This window comes from Citrobacter sp. Cpo089, from assembly GCF_030332695.1.
Classification (GTDB): domain Bacteria; phylum Pseudomonadota; class Gammaproteobacteria; order Enterobacterales; family Enterobacteriaceae; genus Citrobacter; species Citrobacter portucalensis.
In genome coordinates this window covers 13,460-31,290 of sequence record NZ_JAOWHJ010000023.1, presented here as the reverse complement: position 1 = coordinate 31,290, position 17,831 = coordinate 13,460, and the positions used below count along the sequence as shown (strand labels likewise).

General features: G+C 51.1%; 21 protein-coding genes. 19 read left to right on the top strand and 2 right to left on the bottom strand.

Annotation, left to right across the window (positions count from 1 at the left end):
- The first annotated feature begins 153 nt into the window (after positions 1–153).
- The 7 genes from lysC to OGX92_RS03285 all read left to right on the top strand — a co-directional run bounded on the left by lysC (position 154) and on the right by OGX92_RS03285 (position 7,198).
- On the top strand, positions 154–1,503 hold the full coding sequence (gene lysC, locus OGX92_RS03315) for a lysine-sensitive aspartokinase 3 (protein ID WP_003826556.1): 1,350 nt from the start codon (positions 154–156) through the stop codon (positions 1,501–1,503).
- Between the two features lie 87 nt (positions 1,504–1,590).
- Positions 1,591–2,529: a ketopantoate/pantoate/pantothenate transporter PanS gene (gene panS, locus OGX92_RS03310; RefSeq protein ID WP_286586241.1), complete on the top strand. Its 939-nt coding sequence runs from the start codon at positions 1,591–1,593 to the stop codon at positions 2,527–2,529.
- Positions 2,530–2,772: 243 nt separating this feature from the next.
- On the top strand, positions 2,773–4,359 hold the full coding sequence (locus tag OGX92_RS03305; RefSeq protein ID WP_286586240.1) for a PTS sugar transporter: 1,587 nt from the start codon (positions 2,773–2,775) through the stop codon (positions 4,357–4,359).
- 27 nt (positions 4,360–4,386) lie between these two features.
- Positions 4,387–5,226 carry a beta/alpha barrel domain-containing protein gene (locus OGX92_RS03300; RefSeq protein ID WP_286586239.1) on the top strand — a complete coding sequence of 280 codons (840 nt, stop codon included), beginning with the start codon at positions 4,387–4,389 and terminating at the stop codon, positions 5,224–5,226.
- A 17-nt stretch (positions 5,227–5,243) separates the two neighbouring features.
- On the top strand, positions 5,244–6,107 hold the full coding sequence (locus OGX92_RS03295) for a Cof-type HAD-IIB family hydrolase (RefSeq protein WP_149335855.1): 864 nt from the start codon (positions 5,244–5,246) through the stop codon (positions 6,105–6,107).
- On the top strand, positions 6,094–6,852 hold the full coding sequence (locus OGX92_RS03290) for a DeoR/GlpR family DNA-binding transcription regulator (RefSeq protein WP_032942078.1): 759 nt from the start codon (positions 6,094–6,096) through the stop codon (positions 6,850–6,852). Before OGX92_RS03295 ends, OGX92_RS03290 begins: the two co-directional genes overlap by 14 nt.
- Positions 6,853–6,925: 73 nt before the next feature.
- The gene (locus OGX92_RS03285) at positions 6,926–7,198 is read left to right on the top strand and encodes a YjbD family protein (RefSeq protein ID WP_003826541.1); all 273 of its coding nucleotides are present in this window, start codon (positions 6,926–6,928) and stop codon (positions 7,196–7,198) included.
- Here the strand turns inward: OGX92_RS03285 and rluF are convergent.
- Entirely contained in the window at positions 7,195–8,070 is an 876-nt protein-coding gene (gene rluF, locus OGX92_RS03280) for a 23S rRNA pseudouridine(2604) synthase RluF (RefSeq protein WP_286586238.1), read from the bottom strand. The genes OGX92_RS03285 and rluF overlap by 4 nt on opposite strands.
- A gap of 469 nt (positions 8,071–8,539) precedes the next feature.
- Here rluF and OGX92_RS03275 point away from each other — a divergent pair, with 469 nt between their 5' ends.
- The 8 genes from OGX92_RS03275 (at position 8,540) to OGX92_RS03240 (ending at position 15,086) form a co-directional block, all read left to right on the top strand.
- The gene (locus OGX92_RS03275; protein WP_003826536.1) at positions 8,540–9,493 is read left to right on the top strand and encodes a sugar-binding transcriptional regulator; all 954 of its coding nucleotides are present in this window, start codon (positions 8,540–8,542) and stop codon (positions 9,491–9,493) included.
- Positions 9,494–9,563: 70 nt separating this feature from the next.
- Complete coding sequence (locus OGX92_RS03270; RefSeq protein WP_240389560.1) at positions 9,564–10,370, top strand: SDR family oxidoreductase; 807 nt, start codon at positions 9,564–9,566, stop codon at positions 10,368–10,370.
- A gap of 9 nt (positions 10,371–10,379) precedes the next feature.
- Positions 10,380–10,787 carry a mannose/fructose/sorbose PTS transporter subunit IIA gene (locus OGX92_RS03265; RefSeq protein ID WP_063941214.1) on the top strand — a complete coding sequence of 136 codons (408 nt, stop codon included), beginning with the start codon at positions 10,380–10,382 and terminating at the stop codon, positions 10,785–10,787.
- Positions 10,787–11,281, top strand: coding sequence for a PTS sugar transporter subunit IIB (locus OGX92_RS03260; protein WP_003826529.1), 495 nt, complete (start codon positions 10,787–10,789; stop codon positions 11,279–11,281). The genes OGX92_RS03265 and OGX92_RS03260 overlap by 1 nt, the downstream gene beginning before the upstream one ends.
- Before the next feature lie 65 nt (positions 11,282–11,346).
- Entirely contained in the window at positions 11,347–12,144 is a 798-nt protein-coding gene (locus OGX92_RS03255; protein ID WP_003826527.1) for a PTS mannose/fructose/sorbose transporter subunit IIC, read from the top strand.
- A gap of 11 nt (positions 12,145–12,155) precedes the next feature.
- Positions 12,156–12,980, top strand: a complete 825-nt coding sequence (locus OGX92_RS03250) for a PTS system mannose/fructose/sorbose family transporter subunit IID (protein WP_003031641.1) — start codon at positions 12,156–12,158, stop codon at positions 12,978–12,980.
- 68 nt (positions 12,981–13,048) lie between these two features.
- Positions 13,049–14,272, top strand: coding sequence for an L-sorbose 1-phosphate reductase (gene sorE / locus OGX92_RS03245; RefSeq protein WP_003826522.1), 1,224 nt, complete (start codon positions 13,049–13,051; stop codon positions 14,270–14,272).
- Between the two features lies 1 nt (position 14,273).
- Positions 14,274–15,086: a shikimate 5-dehydrogenase gene (locus OGX92_RS03240; protein WP_063941212.1), complete on the top strand. Its 813-nt coding sequence runs from the start codon at positions 14,274–14,276 to the stop codon at positions 15,084–15,086.
- A 49-nt stretch (positions 15,087–15,135) separates the two neighbouring features.
- Here OGX92_RS03240 and OGX92_RS03235 read toward each other — a convergent pair whose 3' ends face one another.
- Entirely contained in the window at positions 15,136–15,318 is a 183-nt protein-coding gene (locus OGX92_RS03235; protein WP_226804268.1) for a hypothetical protein, read from the bottom strand.
- 254 nt (positions 15,319–15,572) lie between these two features.
- Here OGX92_RS03235 and OGX92_RS03230 point away from each other — a divergent pair, with 254 nt between their 5' ends.
- The 4 genes from OGX92_RS03230 (at position 15,573) to pepE (ending at position 17,775) form a co-directional block, all read left to right on the top strand.
- Positions 15,573–16,124, top strand: a complete 552-nt coding sequence (locus tag OGX92_RS03230) for an AAA family ATPase (RefSeq protein ID WP_200920927.1) — start codon at positions 15,573–15,575, stop codon at positions 16,122–16,124.
- Positions 16,125–16,386: 262 nt separating this feature from the next.
- On the top strand, positions 16,387–16,704 hold the full coding sequence (locus tag OGX92_RS03225) for a type II toxin-antitoxin system RelE/ParE family toxin (protein WP_063941209.1): 318 nt from the start codon (positions 16,387–16,389) through the stop codon (positions 16,702–16,704).
- Positions 16,697–16,975 (top strand): addiction module antidote protein, encoded by a 279-nt coding sequence (locus tag OGX92_RS03220; RefSeq protein ID WP_032942057.1) that lies wholly within the window; start codon positions 16,697–16,699, stop codon positions 16,973–16,975. Before OGX92_RS03225 ends, OGX92_RS03220 begins: the two co-directional genes overlap by 8 nt.
- Before the next feature lie 110 nt (positions 16,976–17,085).
- Positions 17,086–17,775: a dipeptidase PepE gene (gene pepE, locus OGX92_RS03215; RefSeq protein ID WP_286586237.1), complete on the top strand. Its 690-nt coding sequence runs from the start codon at positions 17,086–17,088 to the stop codon at positions 17,773–17,775.
- The last annotated feature ends 56 nt before the right edge of the window (positions 17,776–17,831 follow it).

The window sequence follows — 17,831 nt, the reverse complement described above, 5'->3', positions numbered from 1 at the left end:
GTTGCAGCATGAAAAATCCGCATAATCCCAGCGTTGACAGTGCAAGCTACACATTTTATTTATAAATACGGTATTTGCATTTGCGCCTGCACCGGTTTCTGTTCTGCCTTATGTGCCATGGTCGCTCTATTCATTCCCTGACACGAGGTAGTTATGACTGATGTAGTTGTCTCCAAGTTTGGCGGTACCAGCGTGGCGGATTTTGATGCCATGAATCGCAGCGCTGATGTAGTGCTTTCTGATGCTAACGTCCGTGTAGTGGTACTTTCCGCTTCTGCGGGGATCACCAACCTGCTGGTCGCACTGGCTGAAGGGCTGGAGCCAACCGCGCGCTTCGAAAAACTCGATGCCATTCGTCAAATTCAGTTCAATATTCTGGAGCGCCTGCGTTATCCAAACGTGATCCGTGAAGAGATCGAACGTCTGCTGGAAAACATCACCACGCTGGCAGAAGCGGCGTCACTGGCGACCTCAACCGCGCTGACCGACGAACTGGTCAGCCACGGTGAACTAATGTCTACCCTGCTGTTCGTCGAGATCCTGCGTGAGCGCAACGTGCAGGCGCAGTGGTTTGACGTACGTAAAGTGATGCGCACCAACGATCGTTTTGGCCGCGCAGAGCCTGACGTCGCGGCGCTAGCCGAACTGGCAACGCTCCAGTTGGCCCCACGTCTGAGCGAAGGTCTGGTGATTACTCAGGGCTTTATCGGCAGTGAAGGCAAAGGCCGCACCACCACGTTGGGGCGCGGCGGGAGCGATTATACGGCTGCCCTGCTGGCCGAAGCGCTGCACGCCACGCGCGTCGATATCTGGACCGATGTTCCAGGCATTTACACGACCGATCCGCGCGTTGTTCCGGCGGCGCAGCGTATTGATGAAATCGCCTTTGAAGAGGCCGCAGAAATGGCGACCTTTGGCGCGAAAGTGCTGCACCCGGCAACGTTGTTGCCAGCCGTGCGTAGCGATATCCCGGTGTTTGTTGGCTCCAGTAAGGATCCAAAAGCAGGCGGTACGCTGGTATGCAATAAAACCGCGAATCCACCGCTGTTCCGGGCGCTGGCACTGCGCCGTAAGCAAACGCTGCTAACGCTGCATAGCCTGAATATGCTGCACTCTCGCGGCTTTTTAGCGGAAGTGTTCGGCATCCTGGCACGCCACAATATCTCGGTAGATTTGATTACCACATCCGAAGTCAGCGTGGCGCTGACACTGGATACTACAGGCTCCACCTCCACCGGCGATACACTGTTAACACAGTCTCTGCTGATGGAACTGTCTGCACTGTGTCGGGTTGAAGTGGAAGAAGGCCTGGCGCTGGTGGCACTGATTGGCAACGACCTGTCCAAAGCCTGTGGCGTGGGTAAAGAGGTGTTCGGCGTACTGGAACCGTTCAACATCCGCATGATTTGCTACGGCGCATCCAGCCATAACCTGTGCTTCCTGGTGCCCGGTACTGAAGCCGAACAAGTGGTACAGAAGCTGCACCATAATTTGTTTGAATAAAATTTCATCACGCAATAAACAATAACTATAGCCGGGCTCGAACCCGGCTTTTTTATAACAACACATTTCAATCGCAAGGAATATAACATGCTCGCTACTCTCACGCGGCTGTTCCCGTTATGGGCACTGCTGCTCTCTGTTGTTGCATATTACACGCCCACCACCTTTACGCCTGTCGGGCCATTCGTGCCGTCGTTACTGATGCTGATCATGTTCGGTATGGGCGTTCACCTGAAGGTAGACGACTTTAAACGCGTACTCTCACGTCCTGCACCAGTCGCGGCGGGTATTTTCCTGCACTATCTGGTGATGCCGCTCGCCGCATGGATTTTAGCGCTGGCATTTAATATGCCGCCGGAATTGTCCGCAGGGATGGTGCTGGTCGGTAGCGTCGCCAGCGGAACGGCATCAAACGTCATGATCTATCTGGCAAAAGGCGATGTGGCACTCTCTGTGACTATTTCATCGGTTTCAACGCTGGTGGGCGTTGTCGCCACACCGCTGCTTACACGGCTGTATGTCGACGCGCATATCCAGGTAGATGTGATGGGTATGCTGCTGAGTATCCTGCAGATCGTGGTCATTCCGATTGCGTTGGGGTTGGTCATTCACCACCTGTTCCCACGCGTCGTAAAAACCGTGGAACCGTATCTGCCCGCATTTTCAATGGTGTGCATTCTGGCGATCATCAGCGCCGTCGTAGCGGGTTCTGCCTCGCACATTGCATCTGTCGGCTTTGTGGTGATTATCGCCGTAATCCTGCATAACACCATTGGCCTGCTCGGCGGCTACTGGTGCGGAAAACTGTTTGGTTTCGACGAGTCAACCTGCCGTACGTTGGCAATCGAAGTGGGCATGCAGAATTCAGGGCTTGCCGCTGCGCTGGGCAAGATCTACTTTGGCCCGCTTGCCGCCCTGCCTGGCGCGCTGTTCTCCGTCTGGCACAACCTTTCCGGTTCGCTGCTGGCAGGCTACTGGTCCGGTAAGCCGATTGAAGATAAACCACACGCAGTAAAACAACACTAATCTTCATAAATGGAGGAGGCATCCTCCATTTCCCCCTGCCCGCATTTGAACTTCATCACAAAACAACAAATATCAACACAAAACAAAATAATAATTTAATTATTAAATTTCAATACAATACATAAACAAGCCTGTTTTAATCTCAAATTTAATCATTTCTCAAATGTTGATTTAGTTTGTTTTAATTGGGAATATGATTTCACTACAACACAGATAAACCCTTACCCTATCTTCGAGGCCGCTATGAAAAAAATTGCGATTATTGGAAGCAGTGGAGGCAACCTCTACAACCTGGGTGGTGCTGAACCGGAAAAGCTACTCCAGGAAATTTACCAGCAGTGCGAAGCCGCAGGAGTTGAAGTTGCCGCTGTGCAGTTCATTGCGGCAGAAGCCTCAATGGACGTTGCCAAAGCTCACACGCCAGCGTCGGTATTTGCACTAACCACAGAAAACCAACAAAAACCACAAAGGATATTTCAGGGCAAACTTTCAGAAGTGAACGACTCGGTAGTTGAGAGCGATTTCAGGATTGCTGAGATGATCCGTAACGGTGAGATCGACGGGATCATCCTGATGAGTGCCGATCCGGTGAAGGCCAACCAGGCTGTCTTTGCCGCAGCTGTTGAAATGAAAACACCGATTGTTGGCACCGGCGGGACCTCAATGGCGCTAGTGGCGGCAAAGGGGGCAAATGTCGTCGCAACCTCGGGCACGACGGGTACCACCAGCCGAACCCGCGCAGTTTCCTTTATCGCATCACTGTGTAAGCACTGGGGCGTTAAATACAAACCACAGTTGGGCAGTGCTTCTCCTTCACAGGGCGGTTCTGGAAAAAGTCTGCTTAAGCGCTTCAATATTCGCAGCATAATGATCCCTGCGCTGCCGGGCTTTATCGCCATGGCAATCGTGCTCGCACTCAGTCACATTCCTGGCCTGGAAAAACTCAACGATATCTTTGAAATTCTACTGAAGGGCCTGCCGGTTTTAGTTGCGGTTCTCGCAGCAAAACAGATTTCGGAACTGGATGAAGTCTCAATTGTTGCCGGGGTGGTCGCCGGAGTACTTTCCGTCGAAGGCGGTCTGATTGGAGGGATCATCGGTGGTTTGATGGCCGGGATTTTCGTTCGTTGGCTGTTCGAATTATGCCTGAATTGGCGCTTTCCGATGACCACCGTCAACATTGTAGCGGGTGGGATCTCAGGCCTGGCCGCTGGGTTAATCATGCACTATCTGCTGAGCCCGCTGGCGCTGTCAGCAGGTAATTACATCAAACTGGCTATCGAAACCACGCTGGCCTTCAGCCCTATTCTTGCCGGCCTGCTGGCTGGTTTGGTTATCTGGCCAGCTATTCTGGGGGGCGTCTATCACGCGGTCATTCTGCCGCTGGTGCTCCTGGAAATGGAAAAATCCGGAGTCAGCTTCCTCGGCGCTGTCGATATGGTAGGCCTGGTAATGGTTGCTGCAGGAATCAACCTGGCTAACGTCATCGCACCACGAGAAAAAAGCGAAGCCGCCGTCGCGACACCCGGCCTGCTTATCAACCTCGGCTTTGGGACCTTCGTTGAATCGGCCTATCCGTTCATGTTTGCCAACAAAATTGTCTTTGGTTCAGCGATCGTTTGGGCCGGTCTGGGCGGCATGATGCTGGGTTTCTTTAACGTTAAAGGCGTGGCTTATGTCCCCGCATTTGCCTCTCCGTTCTTATCCAGCAATGCGCTGCAAATGGCGATTGTGATGGTTACCGTCATGGGCCTGACCTGTATTTCCACCATTATTGCCAACCGTTTTAAGGCTGTCGCACAGAAAGAATCTACCGCGTCAGCCCATTAATTAATGCACCAACACCAGAGGTACACCATGTTTAAAGGCGATATGAATAAAAAACGCGCTAAAGCGTTACAGAAAGTGAAAGATGCCATCACGCTGCACGGCGGGCAGACCATCCTCAGCACAGGGATAACCGGCGACGATGCGCGTCTGGCAAAAGCAGTATGTGAGGCGGGCGTTAAGCTGCTCGAACCGAACCATCCCGCACTGGCGCTGGCGCGTGGGCATAAGGGGGTGAGCAACATGCACGCGGCGGAACAAATCCGCCACGAAATCACCAACAGCCAGATGGCCGAAGCAGTACATGGCGTACGTAATGTGGTCCCTGACGATATCTTCATTACCGTCGGTATCGCAGGTGGCTTTACCGAAACGTTACCAGTCCCGCTCACGGAAACAGAGATACTGGAGATTGCCCGTGCTGGTGCCGATGGCTTACACACCCATAAATCCGACTGGGACGATCTACAGGGCATCGTTAATCTCGCCCATCATTATGGCCTGACCGTTGATGCTTATATTGGTCACCCGGATGACCTGCATACCTTCGGTATTCCTGCGCGCACTCCGGAAGAGGTCGCCAGCGTAGCAAAACGGATGCAGGAGATTGGCGTCGACATGATTGGTTTAATGACCGGTATGAGCTACGAAGGCGTAGCCGCAGGTGATATTCCGCAAGCCATTAAAGATCGCCTGTGGGCGCTGGTCGGCGCGGTAAGCGTGCCGACGCTGGCGGAAGGCGGAATTAACCTCGCCAATGCCAAAGCGTTTAAGGATACCGGGGTCAATATTCTGGTCGTCGGTACGGCAATCGACCATATGGTCTGCAACGCCGCCAAAGAGGCTGTCACACCGTTTATTGCGCATTGATATTAAGGGAAAAAAGCATGTTACTGGTCACCGATCTGGATGGAACACTACTGACTTCGCAAAAGACAATCAGTCCACGCACGCGTCAGGCACTCGTAGAATTCCACCAGCGCGGTGGCCTGTTGGCCGCCTGTTCCGCCAGACCGGTCTCCTCTATGATGCGCCTGCTACAACAGCAGCAGGTTAATGCGCTGTTTGGCTGGTGCGCAGGCTTCAACGGAGGTCAGATCCTCGAGATGGCGCAGCAGCGCAATATTCATACTGCTGCGCTCTCTTGTATGAATCTTCGGGATATTGACCGACATATTGCGCTTTCCCTCTGTCCTCATCATTTTTTTAGCGCTGATGCTATTTATCATCGTTGCGACCAACAGGTAGCACCATGGACAACTTATGAAGCCCGTTTATTTGAATTACCACTTATTTCGGCAGCACCTGGAAATATTTTAAACCGGCAAGATATTTATAAAATCACACTCGTTACTGAGCAGTTAAAAATAAATGCGCTGTGTACAGAAGTGAATAATAAATTGCCTTATGGCTATACAGCGACTATCACTGGGGAGAATTACATTGATATCCAACGTAGCGAAATAAATAAAGGTTATGCTATTAGCATGTTAATGCACCAGCTAAATATAGCAGCAGAAAAGGTTGCGGCGATTGGTGACCAGCAAAACGATATCAGTATGTTTTCCACCGCCGGCGTTGGTATTGCAATGGGGAATGCGCCTGAGGCAGTAAAACGACAAGCCAGCTATGTGACGGCCTCTAATGATGATGAGGGTATTGTCTGTGCGCTGGAGTGGTTGCGTTGCTCTGCACATCCAGTTACCATGCGCCAAAGCACGACGTTGGCGGAAAATAATGAACCCGATTAAAAGAAGAAAACATATCCTCGATGAATTAAATAAATTCGGTGAAGTGACGGTTATCAAATTATCGGAAACGCTAAAAGTCACATCAGAGACCATTCGCCGCGATCTCTCCATTCTGGAGTCTGAAGGGCAAATTACCAAAATTCACGGCGGAGCCGTCAAAAAACAGGTTGTTCAGGAAGATGAATTTGGCGCGCGGATTGATATTCACCGCGAAGAAAAAATGGCAATTGGTAAACTTGCCGCCGGCATGGTCAGCGAGCACGACACTCTATTCATTGACTCCTGCACAACAAATCTTATTCTGGCCGAACAATTACCTCCTCTGGCCTACTCCGTTATTACTAACTCAGCCTTAATTGCCGATAAAATAAAAGAACATAATCTTAAAGCGCGCGTTTATGTATTAGGTGGTGAATATGACTACCATTTCCGTGCCAATCTCGGCGTCTCCGTTTGTCAGCAAATAAACACTATTCACGCAGATATCTGCTTCATCGGCGCGGGTGGTATTTCACCTCAACATGGTGTGCTGGTGAAAAGCTTCGATGAAGCCTATGTTGCCAAATCAATGATTGCTATGAGTAAAAAGTCGGTAATTCTTGCCGACCATACAAAATTTGGCCAGGACGGTGTGATGTGTATCGCCACATTAAAAGAGATCGATAACATCATCACAGACAAGCGATTCAGAACAACGGGCTATACACAGCAGGACTTCGCCGGAAAATTACGTATTGCTGAATAATACAATACATGACGCTATCAGCAGGTTCTGGATTACCGTACACTGAGGATATCGGCTAACAGAGGGCACCCTTATGGCACTCCCCCGCATTACCCAAAAAGAGATGACCGAGCGCGAACAGCGTGAACTGAAAACGCTGCTCGACCGCGCGCGCATTGCGCATGGTCGTCTGCTGACCAACGCAGAGACCAACAGCATCAAGAAAGAGTACATCGATAAACTGATGGCCTTGCGCGAAGCAGAAGCTAAAAAAGCCCGCCAGTTGAAGAAAAAGCAGGCCTATAAACCGGATGCGGAAGCATCGTTTTCCTGGTCAGCAAATACGCCGACGCGCGGCAGACGTTAGCGTCCCTTCTTCTTACGCCCCGGAGAGGTAAAACGCTTACCGTTTGCCGCCGGGCGCGATTTTTCTTTCTCCGCTGATTTTTCGATTTTCACCACCGGACGCTTAATGCCTGCGGTTTTTGGCTTCGCTTTCGCCTTCGGTTTGGCTTCTGAGGACGAGTTCTCAATCAGCTTGAACAGATCGATCAGTTCGTCATCTGTCAGGTCGCGCCATTCACCAAGCGGCAGGCCGGACAAACCAACGTTCATGATTCGCGTACGCTCAAGCTTGGTAACTTCATAGCCAAAGTGTTCGCACATACGACGGATCTGACGGTTAAGTCCCTGAATCAGCGTAATGCGAAACACAAACGGCGCTTCTTTCTTCACCTTACATTTTTTGGTGACGGTACCGAGAATGGGCACACCGGCCCCCATCCCACGGATAAAGTCATCAGTGACCGGCTTATCGACCGTCACCAGATACTCTTTTTCGTGATCGTTACCGGCACGCAGGATTTTATTCACCAGGTCGCCGTGGTTGGTCAGAAAGATAAGTCCCTGGGAATCTTTGTCCAGACGGCCAATTGGAAACACGCGCTTGCTGTGATTCACGAAATCAACAATGTTGTCGCGTTCGCTGTCTTCGGTGGTGCTGACAATCCCTACCGGCTTGTTCAGCGCGATAAAAACCAGATCTTCCGCTTCACGCGGCTCAATCAACCGACCATTTACTTTTACGACGTCGCCAGGCATCACCTGATCGCCGATGGTGGCGCGTTTACCATTCAGGAAGACATTCCCTTGTTCGATAAAGCGATCCGCCTCGCGACGCGAGCAGATTCCGCTTTCACTGATGTATTTATTTAATCGGATAGATGAGTTGGGCAGCATAGTTTCTCCTGTATACACTTCACCCTTCAAGCTGTCTCTGCGTTGGCTACCCTCACTCACCCAGGTCACATAGCAATCTATGCTCCCGGGGGTTCGCTCCCTTGCCGCCTTGATACAACTTGAATGACTTTGTGTATTAAAAGCGAAATATACCCTACCTTGCGGACGATAAAAAATAATCGTGTTCGACTACCCACGCGCTATTTGTGATCCGTCACACCTTTTGACACAAAAGTGTCAGCGATCCATCCCTGCAATTTTGTTGAGTGAAAACAAGCAGAATCAATACATTAGAGAGGTATGCACATCTGTGCCGACAACGCGCCATCACCACATCAAATGTGCAACACAATCGGTCATTTCAGGACGATGAAATAAGTGAAAATAGCTTTGAGATGGAGAACAGATGGGGTTATATCAGATCAAGAAGGCAATTTCGTGATTTGCACAAATGTGCAGGAGTCCAAAAATGGCGACGGAAAACAGCGATGATATCCGCCTGATCGTAAAAATAGCGCAGCTGTATTACGAACAGGATATGACACAAGCGCAAATAGCTCGCGAGCTGGGTATTTATCGCACCACGATCAGCCGTTTACTAAAACGTGGACGCGAGCAGGGTATCGTCACCATCGCCATTAATTACGACTACAACGAAAATCTGTGGCTGGAACAGCAGCTAAAACAGAAATTTGGCCTGAAAGAGGCGGTCGTAGTCTCCTGCGATAGCGAGCAGGAAGATGAACAACTTAATATGATGGGCGCACATGGCGCACAGTTGCTGGAACGCTTACTGGAACCTGGGGACATTATCGGGTTCTCATGGGGCCGCGCGGTACGGGGACTGGTGGAAGGATTATCTCCTGCCAGCCAGTCGCGCCAGCTGATCTGTGTGCCGATTATCGGCGGACCATCCGGCAAGCTTGAAAGCCGCTACCACGTCAATACGCTGACCTACGGCGCTGCGGCAAAGCTCAAAGGGGAATCACACCTGGCAGATTTCCCGGCACTGCTGGAAAACCCGCTGATCCGTAACGGGATCATGCAGTCACGACATTTTAAGTCGATTTCTGCGTACTGGGATAATCTGGACATCGCGCTGGTCGGGATTGGATCTCCGGCGATACGTGATGGCGCCAACTGGCACGCTTTTTACGGCAGTGAAGAGAGTGATGACCTGCATGCCCGCCAGGTCGCCGGAGACATTTGCTCGCGCTTTTACGATATCAACGGTGTAACCGTAGAGACCAATATGAGTGAAAAGACGCTCTCCATCGAAACCAATAAATTAAAACAGGCGCGTTACTCCATTGGCATTGCAATGGGTGAAGAAAAATACAGTGGGATATTAGGCGCATTACGTGGAAATTATATTAACTGTTTAGTCACCAACAGCAATACCGCTGAGTTATTGTTGAAGTAAATAAATTCTAATTGGTCCTACCATAATTAAATTTATGTGGGATCCCCTTATCTGAAATCGGGAGTTAATTATGCAAACGTGGTTAAACTTGCAGGGCAAAGTCATTATTGTTACCGGTGGTGCATCCGGAATTGGTCTGGCAATTGTCGAGGAGTTATTAGCGCAAGGCGCTAATGTGCAAATGGCAGATATTCATGGCGGAGAAGGTAAATACGATAACCATGACGGGTATCATTTCTGGCCAACGGATATTTCCAGTGCCAAAGAGGTTAATCATACTGTCGCTGAAATTATCCAACGCTACGGACGTATTGATGGGCTGGTAAATAATGCTGGCGTTAATTTTCCGCGTCTGCTGGTCGATGAAAAAGCACCCGCCGGGCAATACGAACTCAACGAAGCTGCTTTTGAAAAAATGGTTAATATCAACCAGAAAGGTGTGTTCTTAATGTCGCAGGCAGCGGCACGCCAAATGGTAAAACAGCGTAACGGCGTGATTGTGAATGTCTCTTCTGAAAGCGGACTGGAAGGTTCTGAAGGTCAAAGCTGTTACGCCGCGACCAAAGCCGCATTGAATAGCTTTACCCGTTCCTGGTCGAAAGAGTTGGGCAAACACGGCATCCGTGTAGTTGGCATTGCACCTGGCATTCTGGAAAAAACCGGACTGCGGACCCCCGATTATGAAGAAGCGCTGGCCTGGACCCGCAACATCACCGTCGAACAGCTGCGCGAGGGCTACACCAAGAACGCGATCCCGATTGGTCGTTCAGGACGCTTAAGCGAAGTCGCTGATTTTGTTTGTTATCTTTTATCTGAGCGTGCCAGTTACATCACCGGAGTAACCACTAACATTGCGGGCGGAAAAACGCGCGGCTAAGGAGATTTTATGGTCAATGCAATCTTCTGTGCTCACGGCAAACTGGCCTGCGCCATGCTGGAATCGGTACAGATGGTCTACGGTGATGCCAACGTTGAAGCCGTGGCATTTGTCCCCGGAGAGAACGCCAGCGATATTGTGGAAAAGCTAAAAAAGTTAGTAAGTATTCACACTGGCGATGAATGGCTGATTGCCGTCGATTTGCAGTGTGGCAGTCCCTGGAATGCCGCCGCGACGCTGGCGATGCACAATCCGGCGATACGGGTCATTAGCGGGTTATCACTGCCGTTGGCGCTGGAACTGGTAGACAACCAAAGCAATATGAATGTGGATGAACTGTGCGAACACCTGACGACCATTGCTCAACAAACCTGTGTCGTCTGGAAGCATCTGGAAACGGCCGAAGAGGATTTCTGATGAACATTACCCTTGCTCGTATTGATGACCGCCTGATCCACGGTCAGGTCACCACCGTCTGGTCGAAGGTGGCGAATGCCCAACGGATTATTATCTGTAATGACGACGTTTATAACGATGAAGTACGTCGCACATTATTACGTCAGGCCGCCCCACCGGGAATAAAAGTGAACGTCGTTAATATCGAAAAGGCGGTCGCGGTTTACCATAATCCGCAATACCAGAACGAAACCGTTTTTTATCTGTTTACCCGCCCACAGGATGCATTAGCAATGGTCAAGCAAGGCGTGAAAATCGCCACGTTAAATATTGGCGGCATGGCCTGGCGACCGGGTAAAAAACAATTAACTAAAGCCGTTTCTTTAGACAGTGACGACATTAATGCGTTTCGAGAATTAGCTAAACTGGGTGTCACGCTGGATTTACGCGTCGTCGCATCCGATCCATCTATTAATATTCTCGAAAAAATAGAAGAACAATCGTTCGCTGAATAAATAAAAATGCCTGTGTTCTTATGCTTTAACAGGCAGGGACGATCACACTCACAAGGTGACATATTATGGAAATAAGTACCCTACAAATTATCGCCATATTCCTATTTTCCTGTATTGCCGGAATGGGCAGCGTGCTGGATGAGTTCCAGACCCACCGTCCGCTAATTGCTTGTACCGTTATCGGCCTGATCCTTGGTGATTTAAAAACCGGGATTATGCTCGGCGGCACGCTGGAGTTAATCGCTCTTGGTTGGATGAACGTCGGCGCAGCGCAGTCTCCCGATTCGGCGCTCGCCAGTATTATCTCCGCCATTCTGGTTATCGTCGGTCAGCAAAGCATTGCTACCGGTATCGCCATCGCCCTGCCAGTCGCGGCGGCAGGTCAGGTACTAACTGTCTTTGCCCGTACCATCACCGTGGTGTTCCAGCACGCGGCGGATAAAGCAGCCGAAGACGCCCGCTTTCGCACCATCGACATGCTGCACGTTTCCGCTCTCGGCGTACAGGCGCTGCGCGTTGCCATTCCTGCATTAATCGTCTCGCTGTTTGTCAGCGCCGATATGGTCAGCAATATGCTCAACGCCATTCCGGAATTCGTCACCCGCGGATTGCAGATTGCCGGTGGCTTTATCGTGGTGGTCGGCTACGCCATGGTGCTGCGCATGATGGGCGTGAAGTACCTGATGCCCTTCTTTTTCCTCGGGTTTATCGCTGGGGGGTATCTCGATTTGAGCCTGCTGGCTTTCGGTGGGGTTGGCGTGATTATCGCGCTGGTCTACATCCAGTTGAACCCACAGTGGCGTAAAGCCGAACCGCAGGCGCAACCCGCCTCTTCTCAAGCTCTCGATCAGCTTGATGACTAATGGAGCCAGCCATGGAACAGAAAAAACTAACCAAATCCGACCTGTTTAGCATGTTTGTTCGCTCCAACCTGCAACAGGCGTCATTTAACTTTGAACGCATTCATGGGCTGGGCTTTTGCTACGACATGATCCCTGCCATCAAGCGCCTGTATCCGCTGAAAGAGGACCAGGTTGCAGCACTCAAACGCCACCTGGTGTTTTTCAACACCACGCCTGCCGTGTGCGGCCCGGTGATTGGCGTGACCGCCGCGATGGAAGAAGCTCGCGCCAATGGTGCGGAAATTGACGACGGCGCCATCAACGGCATCAAAGTTGGGCTGATGGGCCCGCTGGCCGGTGTTGGCGACCCGTTGGTCTGGGGAACATTGCGCCCGATTACCGCCGCGCTCGGCGCATCGCTGGCGCTGTCCGGAAACATTCTCGGCCCACTATTATTCTTCTTTATTTTCAATGCAGTACGTCTTGCCATGAAGTGGTACGGCTTACAACTTGGCTTTCGTAAAGGGGTCAATATCGTCAGCGACATGGGCGGCAACCTGCTGCAGAAACTGACCGAAGGCGCATCGATTCTCGGCCTGTTTGTCATGGGGGTGTTGGTCACCAAATGGACCAGCATCAACGTGCCGCTGGTGGTATCGCAAACGCCTGGCGCAGACGGCACCACCGTCACCATGACCGTGCAGAACATTCTCGACCAACTCTGCCCCGGCCTGCTGGCGCTGGGTCTGACGCTGCTGATGGTGCGTCTGCTTAACAAGAAAATTAATCCGGTATGGCTGATCTTCGCCCTGTTTGCGCTGGGGATTATCGGTAACGCGCTGGGCTTCCTGTCCTGATTTTTTCGCTCCGGCAATGCCGGGGCAACTTCAACAAATAGTCCTCGAAAGAGGAAGAGGTGGTAACAATGCAAACAACAACAGCTTTACGCCTTTATGGTAAACGCGATCTGCGCCTGGAAACCTTCGATCTTCCTGAAATGCAGGACGATGAAATTCTGGCCTCAGTCGTAACCGACAGCCTGTGCCTTTCCTCCTGGAAAGAGGCTAACCAGGGCGAGAACCACAAAAAGGTGCCGGACGATGTGGCCACCAACCCGATCATCATCGGTCACGAGTTTTGCGGCGATATTATTGCCGTGGGGAAAAAATGGCAGCATAAGTTTCAGCCCGGCCAGCGCTATGTCATTCAGGCTAACCTGCAACTGCCGGATCGCCCGGACTGCCCCGGCTACTCCTTCCCGTGGGTAGGCGGTGAAGCCACGCACGTTATCATTCCTGATGAAGTCATGGAGCAGGACTGCCTGTTGGCCTACGAAGGTGAAACCTATTTTGAAGGCTCGCTGGTTGAGCCGCTGTCCTGCGTGATTGGCGCATTCAACGCCAACTATCACCTACAGGAAGGTACTTATAACCACAAGATGGGCATTCGTCCGCAGGGGCGTACACTGATACTCGGCGGCACCGGGCCGATGGGACTACTGGCGATCGACTACGCGCTGCATGGTCCGGTTAACCCAGCGCTGCTGGTGGTGACCGACACCAATAACGACAAGCTGAGCTACGCCCGCAAGCACTATCCATCAGAACCACAAACGTTGATCCATTATCTCCACGCGCAGGATGCGAGTTATGACAGCTTGATGGCGCTGAGCGGCGGGCACGGGTTTGATGACATCTTTGTGTTTGTGCCCAATGAACAGCTGGTCACGCTGGCCTCTTCTTTGCTGGCTGCGGATGGTTGCATGAACTTCTTTGCCGGTCCGCAGGATAAGCAGTTTAGCGCGCCGATTAACTTCTACGACGTGCACTATGCCTTCACCCATTATGTTGGGACATCTGGCGGCAATACCGACGACATGCGCGCGGCGGTAAAACTGATCGAAGAGAAGAAAGTTCAGGCGGCAAAAGTGGTGACGCACATTCTGGGATTGAATGCGGCAGGTGAAACAACGCTGGAACTGCCGCAAGTCGGTGGGGGTAAAAAACTGGTTTACACCGGAAAAGCATTGCCGTTAACTGCGCTCACCCAGATTGACGATCCGGCCTTGCGCGATATCCTGGAGCGTCATCAGGGGATCTGGTCGCAGGAAGCCGAACAGTACATATTGTCTCACGCCGAGGAGATTTAACATGATTAACCGCGACACCCAGTTGTGCATGTCGCTTGCCGGTCGCCCCGGCAACTTTGGCACACGCTTTCATAACTATCTGTATGAAAAGTTAGGGTTAAATTTTATCTACAAAGCCTTTACTACGCAGGATATTGAGGCCGCAGTGAAAGGCGTTCGCGCACTCGGGATTCGCGGCTGTGCGGTCTCTATGCCGTTTAAAGAGAGTTGCATGCCGTTTCTGGATGCCATCGATCCTTCCGCAAAAGTCATTGATTCCGTCAACACCATTGTCAATGACAACGGTACGCTGACAGGGTTTAACACCGACTACATTGCGGTAAAAAGCCTGATTACCAGCCACCAGCTTGATAACCACGCACGCGTCATGATCCGCGGCAGCGGTGGAATGGGTAAAGCTGTCATTGCTGCATTTCGCGATGCCGGTTTTCGCGATGTGATCGTCGCCGCCCGTAACCGGGAGAGCGGTCCGGCGCTGGCAAAACAGTACGGTTTCCAGTGGCAACCGCAGCCGGAAGGGATTACCTGCGATATTCTGGTCAACGTGACGCCCGTCGGCATGGCTGGCGGTAAAGAGAGCGATGAACTGGCCTACAGCGAAGCGATAGTCGCTGCCGCCAGCGTGGTGTTTGACGTCGTCGCCCTGCCGCCGGAAACACCGGTAATCAAACTGGCACAGCAATTAGGTAAAAAGACCATCAGCGGTGCAGAGGTGATTGCCTTACAGGCCGTAGAGCAGTTCGCCATGTACACCGGCGTACGCCCGGATGACGCGCTAATCGCCGAAGCGGCAGAATTTGCGCGGGCGGGGTAAAGAAGCAGGAACAGAGCGCCAGGGATGGGCGCTCTGTCTATTTTAGGTACTATGCAACAGCGAACAGTTGCTGGTCAGCTTTCGCTTCCAACTGCGCCAGCGCGGGAATCAATTGGCTGATGTTGACCAGACTGTGTCCTAACTGGCATATGCTCTCATACGCAAAATGTTCCTGACCTTCCCCCCCCATGGTCAGCAGGCTTTCGCCCATAAAATTCAGCGTCTGGTACAACCCTGCCAGCGCCTCTTCACAGCCAAACGATAGCGCCAGATTTTCTTCAGTAGTGAGATGGCTACAATCAAGATGGCGGAACGCCTCGGCGAGTGAGAAATAAAGTAGATCGGCCTGTGAAATGAGAGAATAGCGGACATTAAAATGGGGATAAAACGTAGTTAGTCATGCCATCAGCAGGTAATATGACGATACGCAAAAAGTACGCCATCAATTGCTAAATCATCGCGTCCAAGAAGGTTTGGGAGAGTTCAATGTCTTCAGCGTTTCAGCATCGATTCATTCTGACTGGTGGCCCAGGGTCAGGCAAAAGCACGATAATTGATACGATTATAAAACGAGGGTTTTGGTGTTCTAAAGAAGCTGGAAGAGGTGTGATCCAAGACCAGGTTAACATCGGCGGCGATGCATTACCGTGGGCCAACCAGACTGCATTTGCAGATCTGATGCTATCCTGGGAAATGCGTTCGTGGCATGAAGCGGAAGGGCATACACAACCCTGCTTCTTTGATCGTGGTGTTCCTGATGTTGTAGGTTATTTACGTCTTTCTGAACTTACCATACCGAGGCATCTGGAAAACGCCATCGAGAAATTTCGCTATAACCGAATCGTATTTATTGCACCACCCTGGCGTGAAATATATGTACAGGACACAGAGCGCAAACAATCTTTCGATGTTGCCATCGCGACATATCACGCAATGGTAAAAACATACCGTATGTATGACTATCAGTTGATTGAATTACCATGTGCTTCTGTAGAAGAGCGAGTGGATTTTATTCTTTCCAGGATAAAACCCTGCTAAAACGGCAACTACGTGTAGTGGTGAATCACCATGCATGAATCTGTCATATTCTAGTGGACATATAGCTTCCGCGCCTGGCACAAAGCCCCCCTATCCCCTATCATCGATTCTCGTATCAACCGCAGCATCCTGAAAAACTACGTATTATTGCGAGACACTTTCCTGTTTCCTCCAGCAAGCATTTCCCCTTACTCCCCATTTTTTTACTCTCTAGTCTCAACTTGTCAATTCATAATGTAGTTTATAAAATACATGGAACGTCATCATGGAAATTCTTCAGACAATGGTTTTCCGGCGTTGGGAGCAAAACCTACGGGACAGGAGAGCTAAAACGCTCATTGCCACACGCCTTTTTCGTTTGGCTAATGGTTTATCTGGTGATGTAAAACCTGTTGGGGAAGGCGTCAGCGAAATGCGCATTTCTTACGGTCCTGGCTACAGGATTTACTTTAAACAGCAAGGCTGCCGCATCATCATTTTGTTATGTGGGGGCGATAAAAGCTCACAAGCCAACGATATTACTCTTGCAAAAATGCTTGCCCGTTCACTGGATTATCAGGAGGTCTTCCGCCATGAATAAACTTACTCACTACGATCCCGCGACTGCGCTGGTTGATGATGAAGAAATTGCCGTGTTTATGGCCGATGCCCTCGAAACAGGTGATGCAGCATACATTGCAAAAGCACTGGGCGTGGTGGCTCGTGCTAAGGGTATGGCGAACATCGCAGCAGAAACGGGATTATCCCGCGAGCAGCTTTATCGCTCTTTTAGTGAGAAAGGTAACCCGACGCTGAAAACCACACTTGCAGTGATGAAGGTGCTCGGTATTGAATTGACACTTAAAAAATAGCCTCAGCTTCTATCTCCCCCTTCCAACATCGTGAGCCATATCAGTAAGGCGTTAGCCTGATAGTGGTAGCATTAGCGCGGTTTGTAATTTTCTGATTACATGGAGAAATGATGGAACTGCTTTTATTGAGTAACTCGACGCTGCCGGGCAAAGGCTGGATGGAACATGCGCTGCCGCTGATTGCTGAACAACTGAATGGTCGCCGTACGGCGGTGTTTATTCCGTTCGCTGGCGTGACGCAAACCTGGGATGAGTACACGGCGAAAACGGCAGCCATCTTTGCGCCAATGGGCGTCAACGTTACGGGTATTCATACCGTTGCCGACCCGATTGCCGCTATTGAAAACGCAGAGCTGGTGATTGTCGGCGGGGGTAATACCTTCCAGTTACTGAAAGAAAGCCGCGAACGCGGACTGCTGGCGCCGATTGTGGATGTCGTCAAACGCGGTGCGCTGTACATTGGCTGGAGCGCAGGTTCCAACCTCGCCTGCCAGACCATCCGCACCACCAACGACATGCCGATTGTTAATCCAAAAGGCTTTGATGCGCTCGGTCTGTTCCCGCTGCAAATTAACCCACACTTCACCAACGCGCTGCCGGAAGGCCACAAAGGCGAAACGCGTGAACAGCGTATCCGCGAGCTGCTGGTTGTGGCACCAGAGCTGACGGTGATTGGCTTGCCGGAAGGTAACTGGATCAAAGTGAGTAACGGTCAATCCGTGCTTGGCGGCCCGAACACCACGTATATCTTCAAAGCGGGTGAAGAGGCGGCTGCCGTTGAAGCAGGCCACTGCTTTTAGTTGATTTATTGTCTGATGCCGGATACGGCTTCGCCTTATCCGGCCTACAAAGTAAA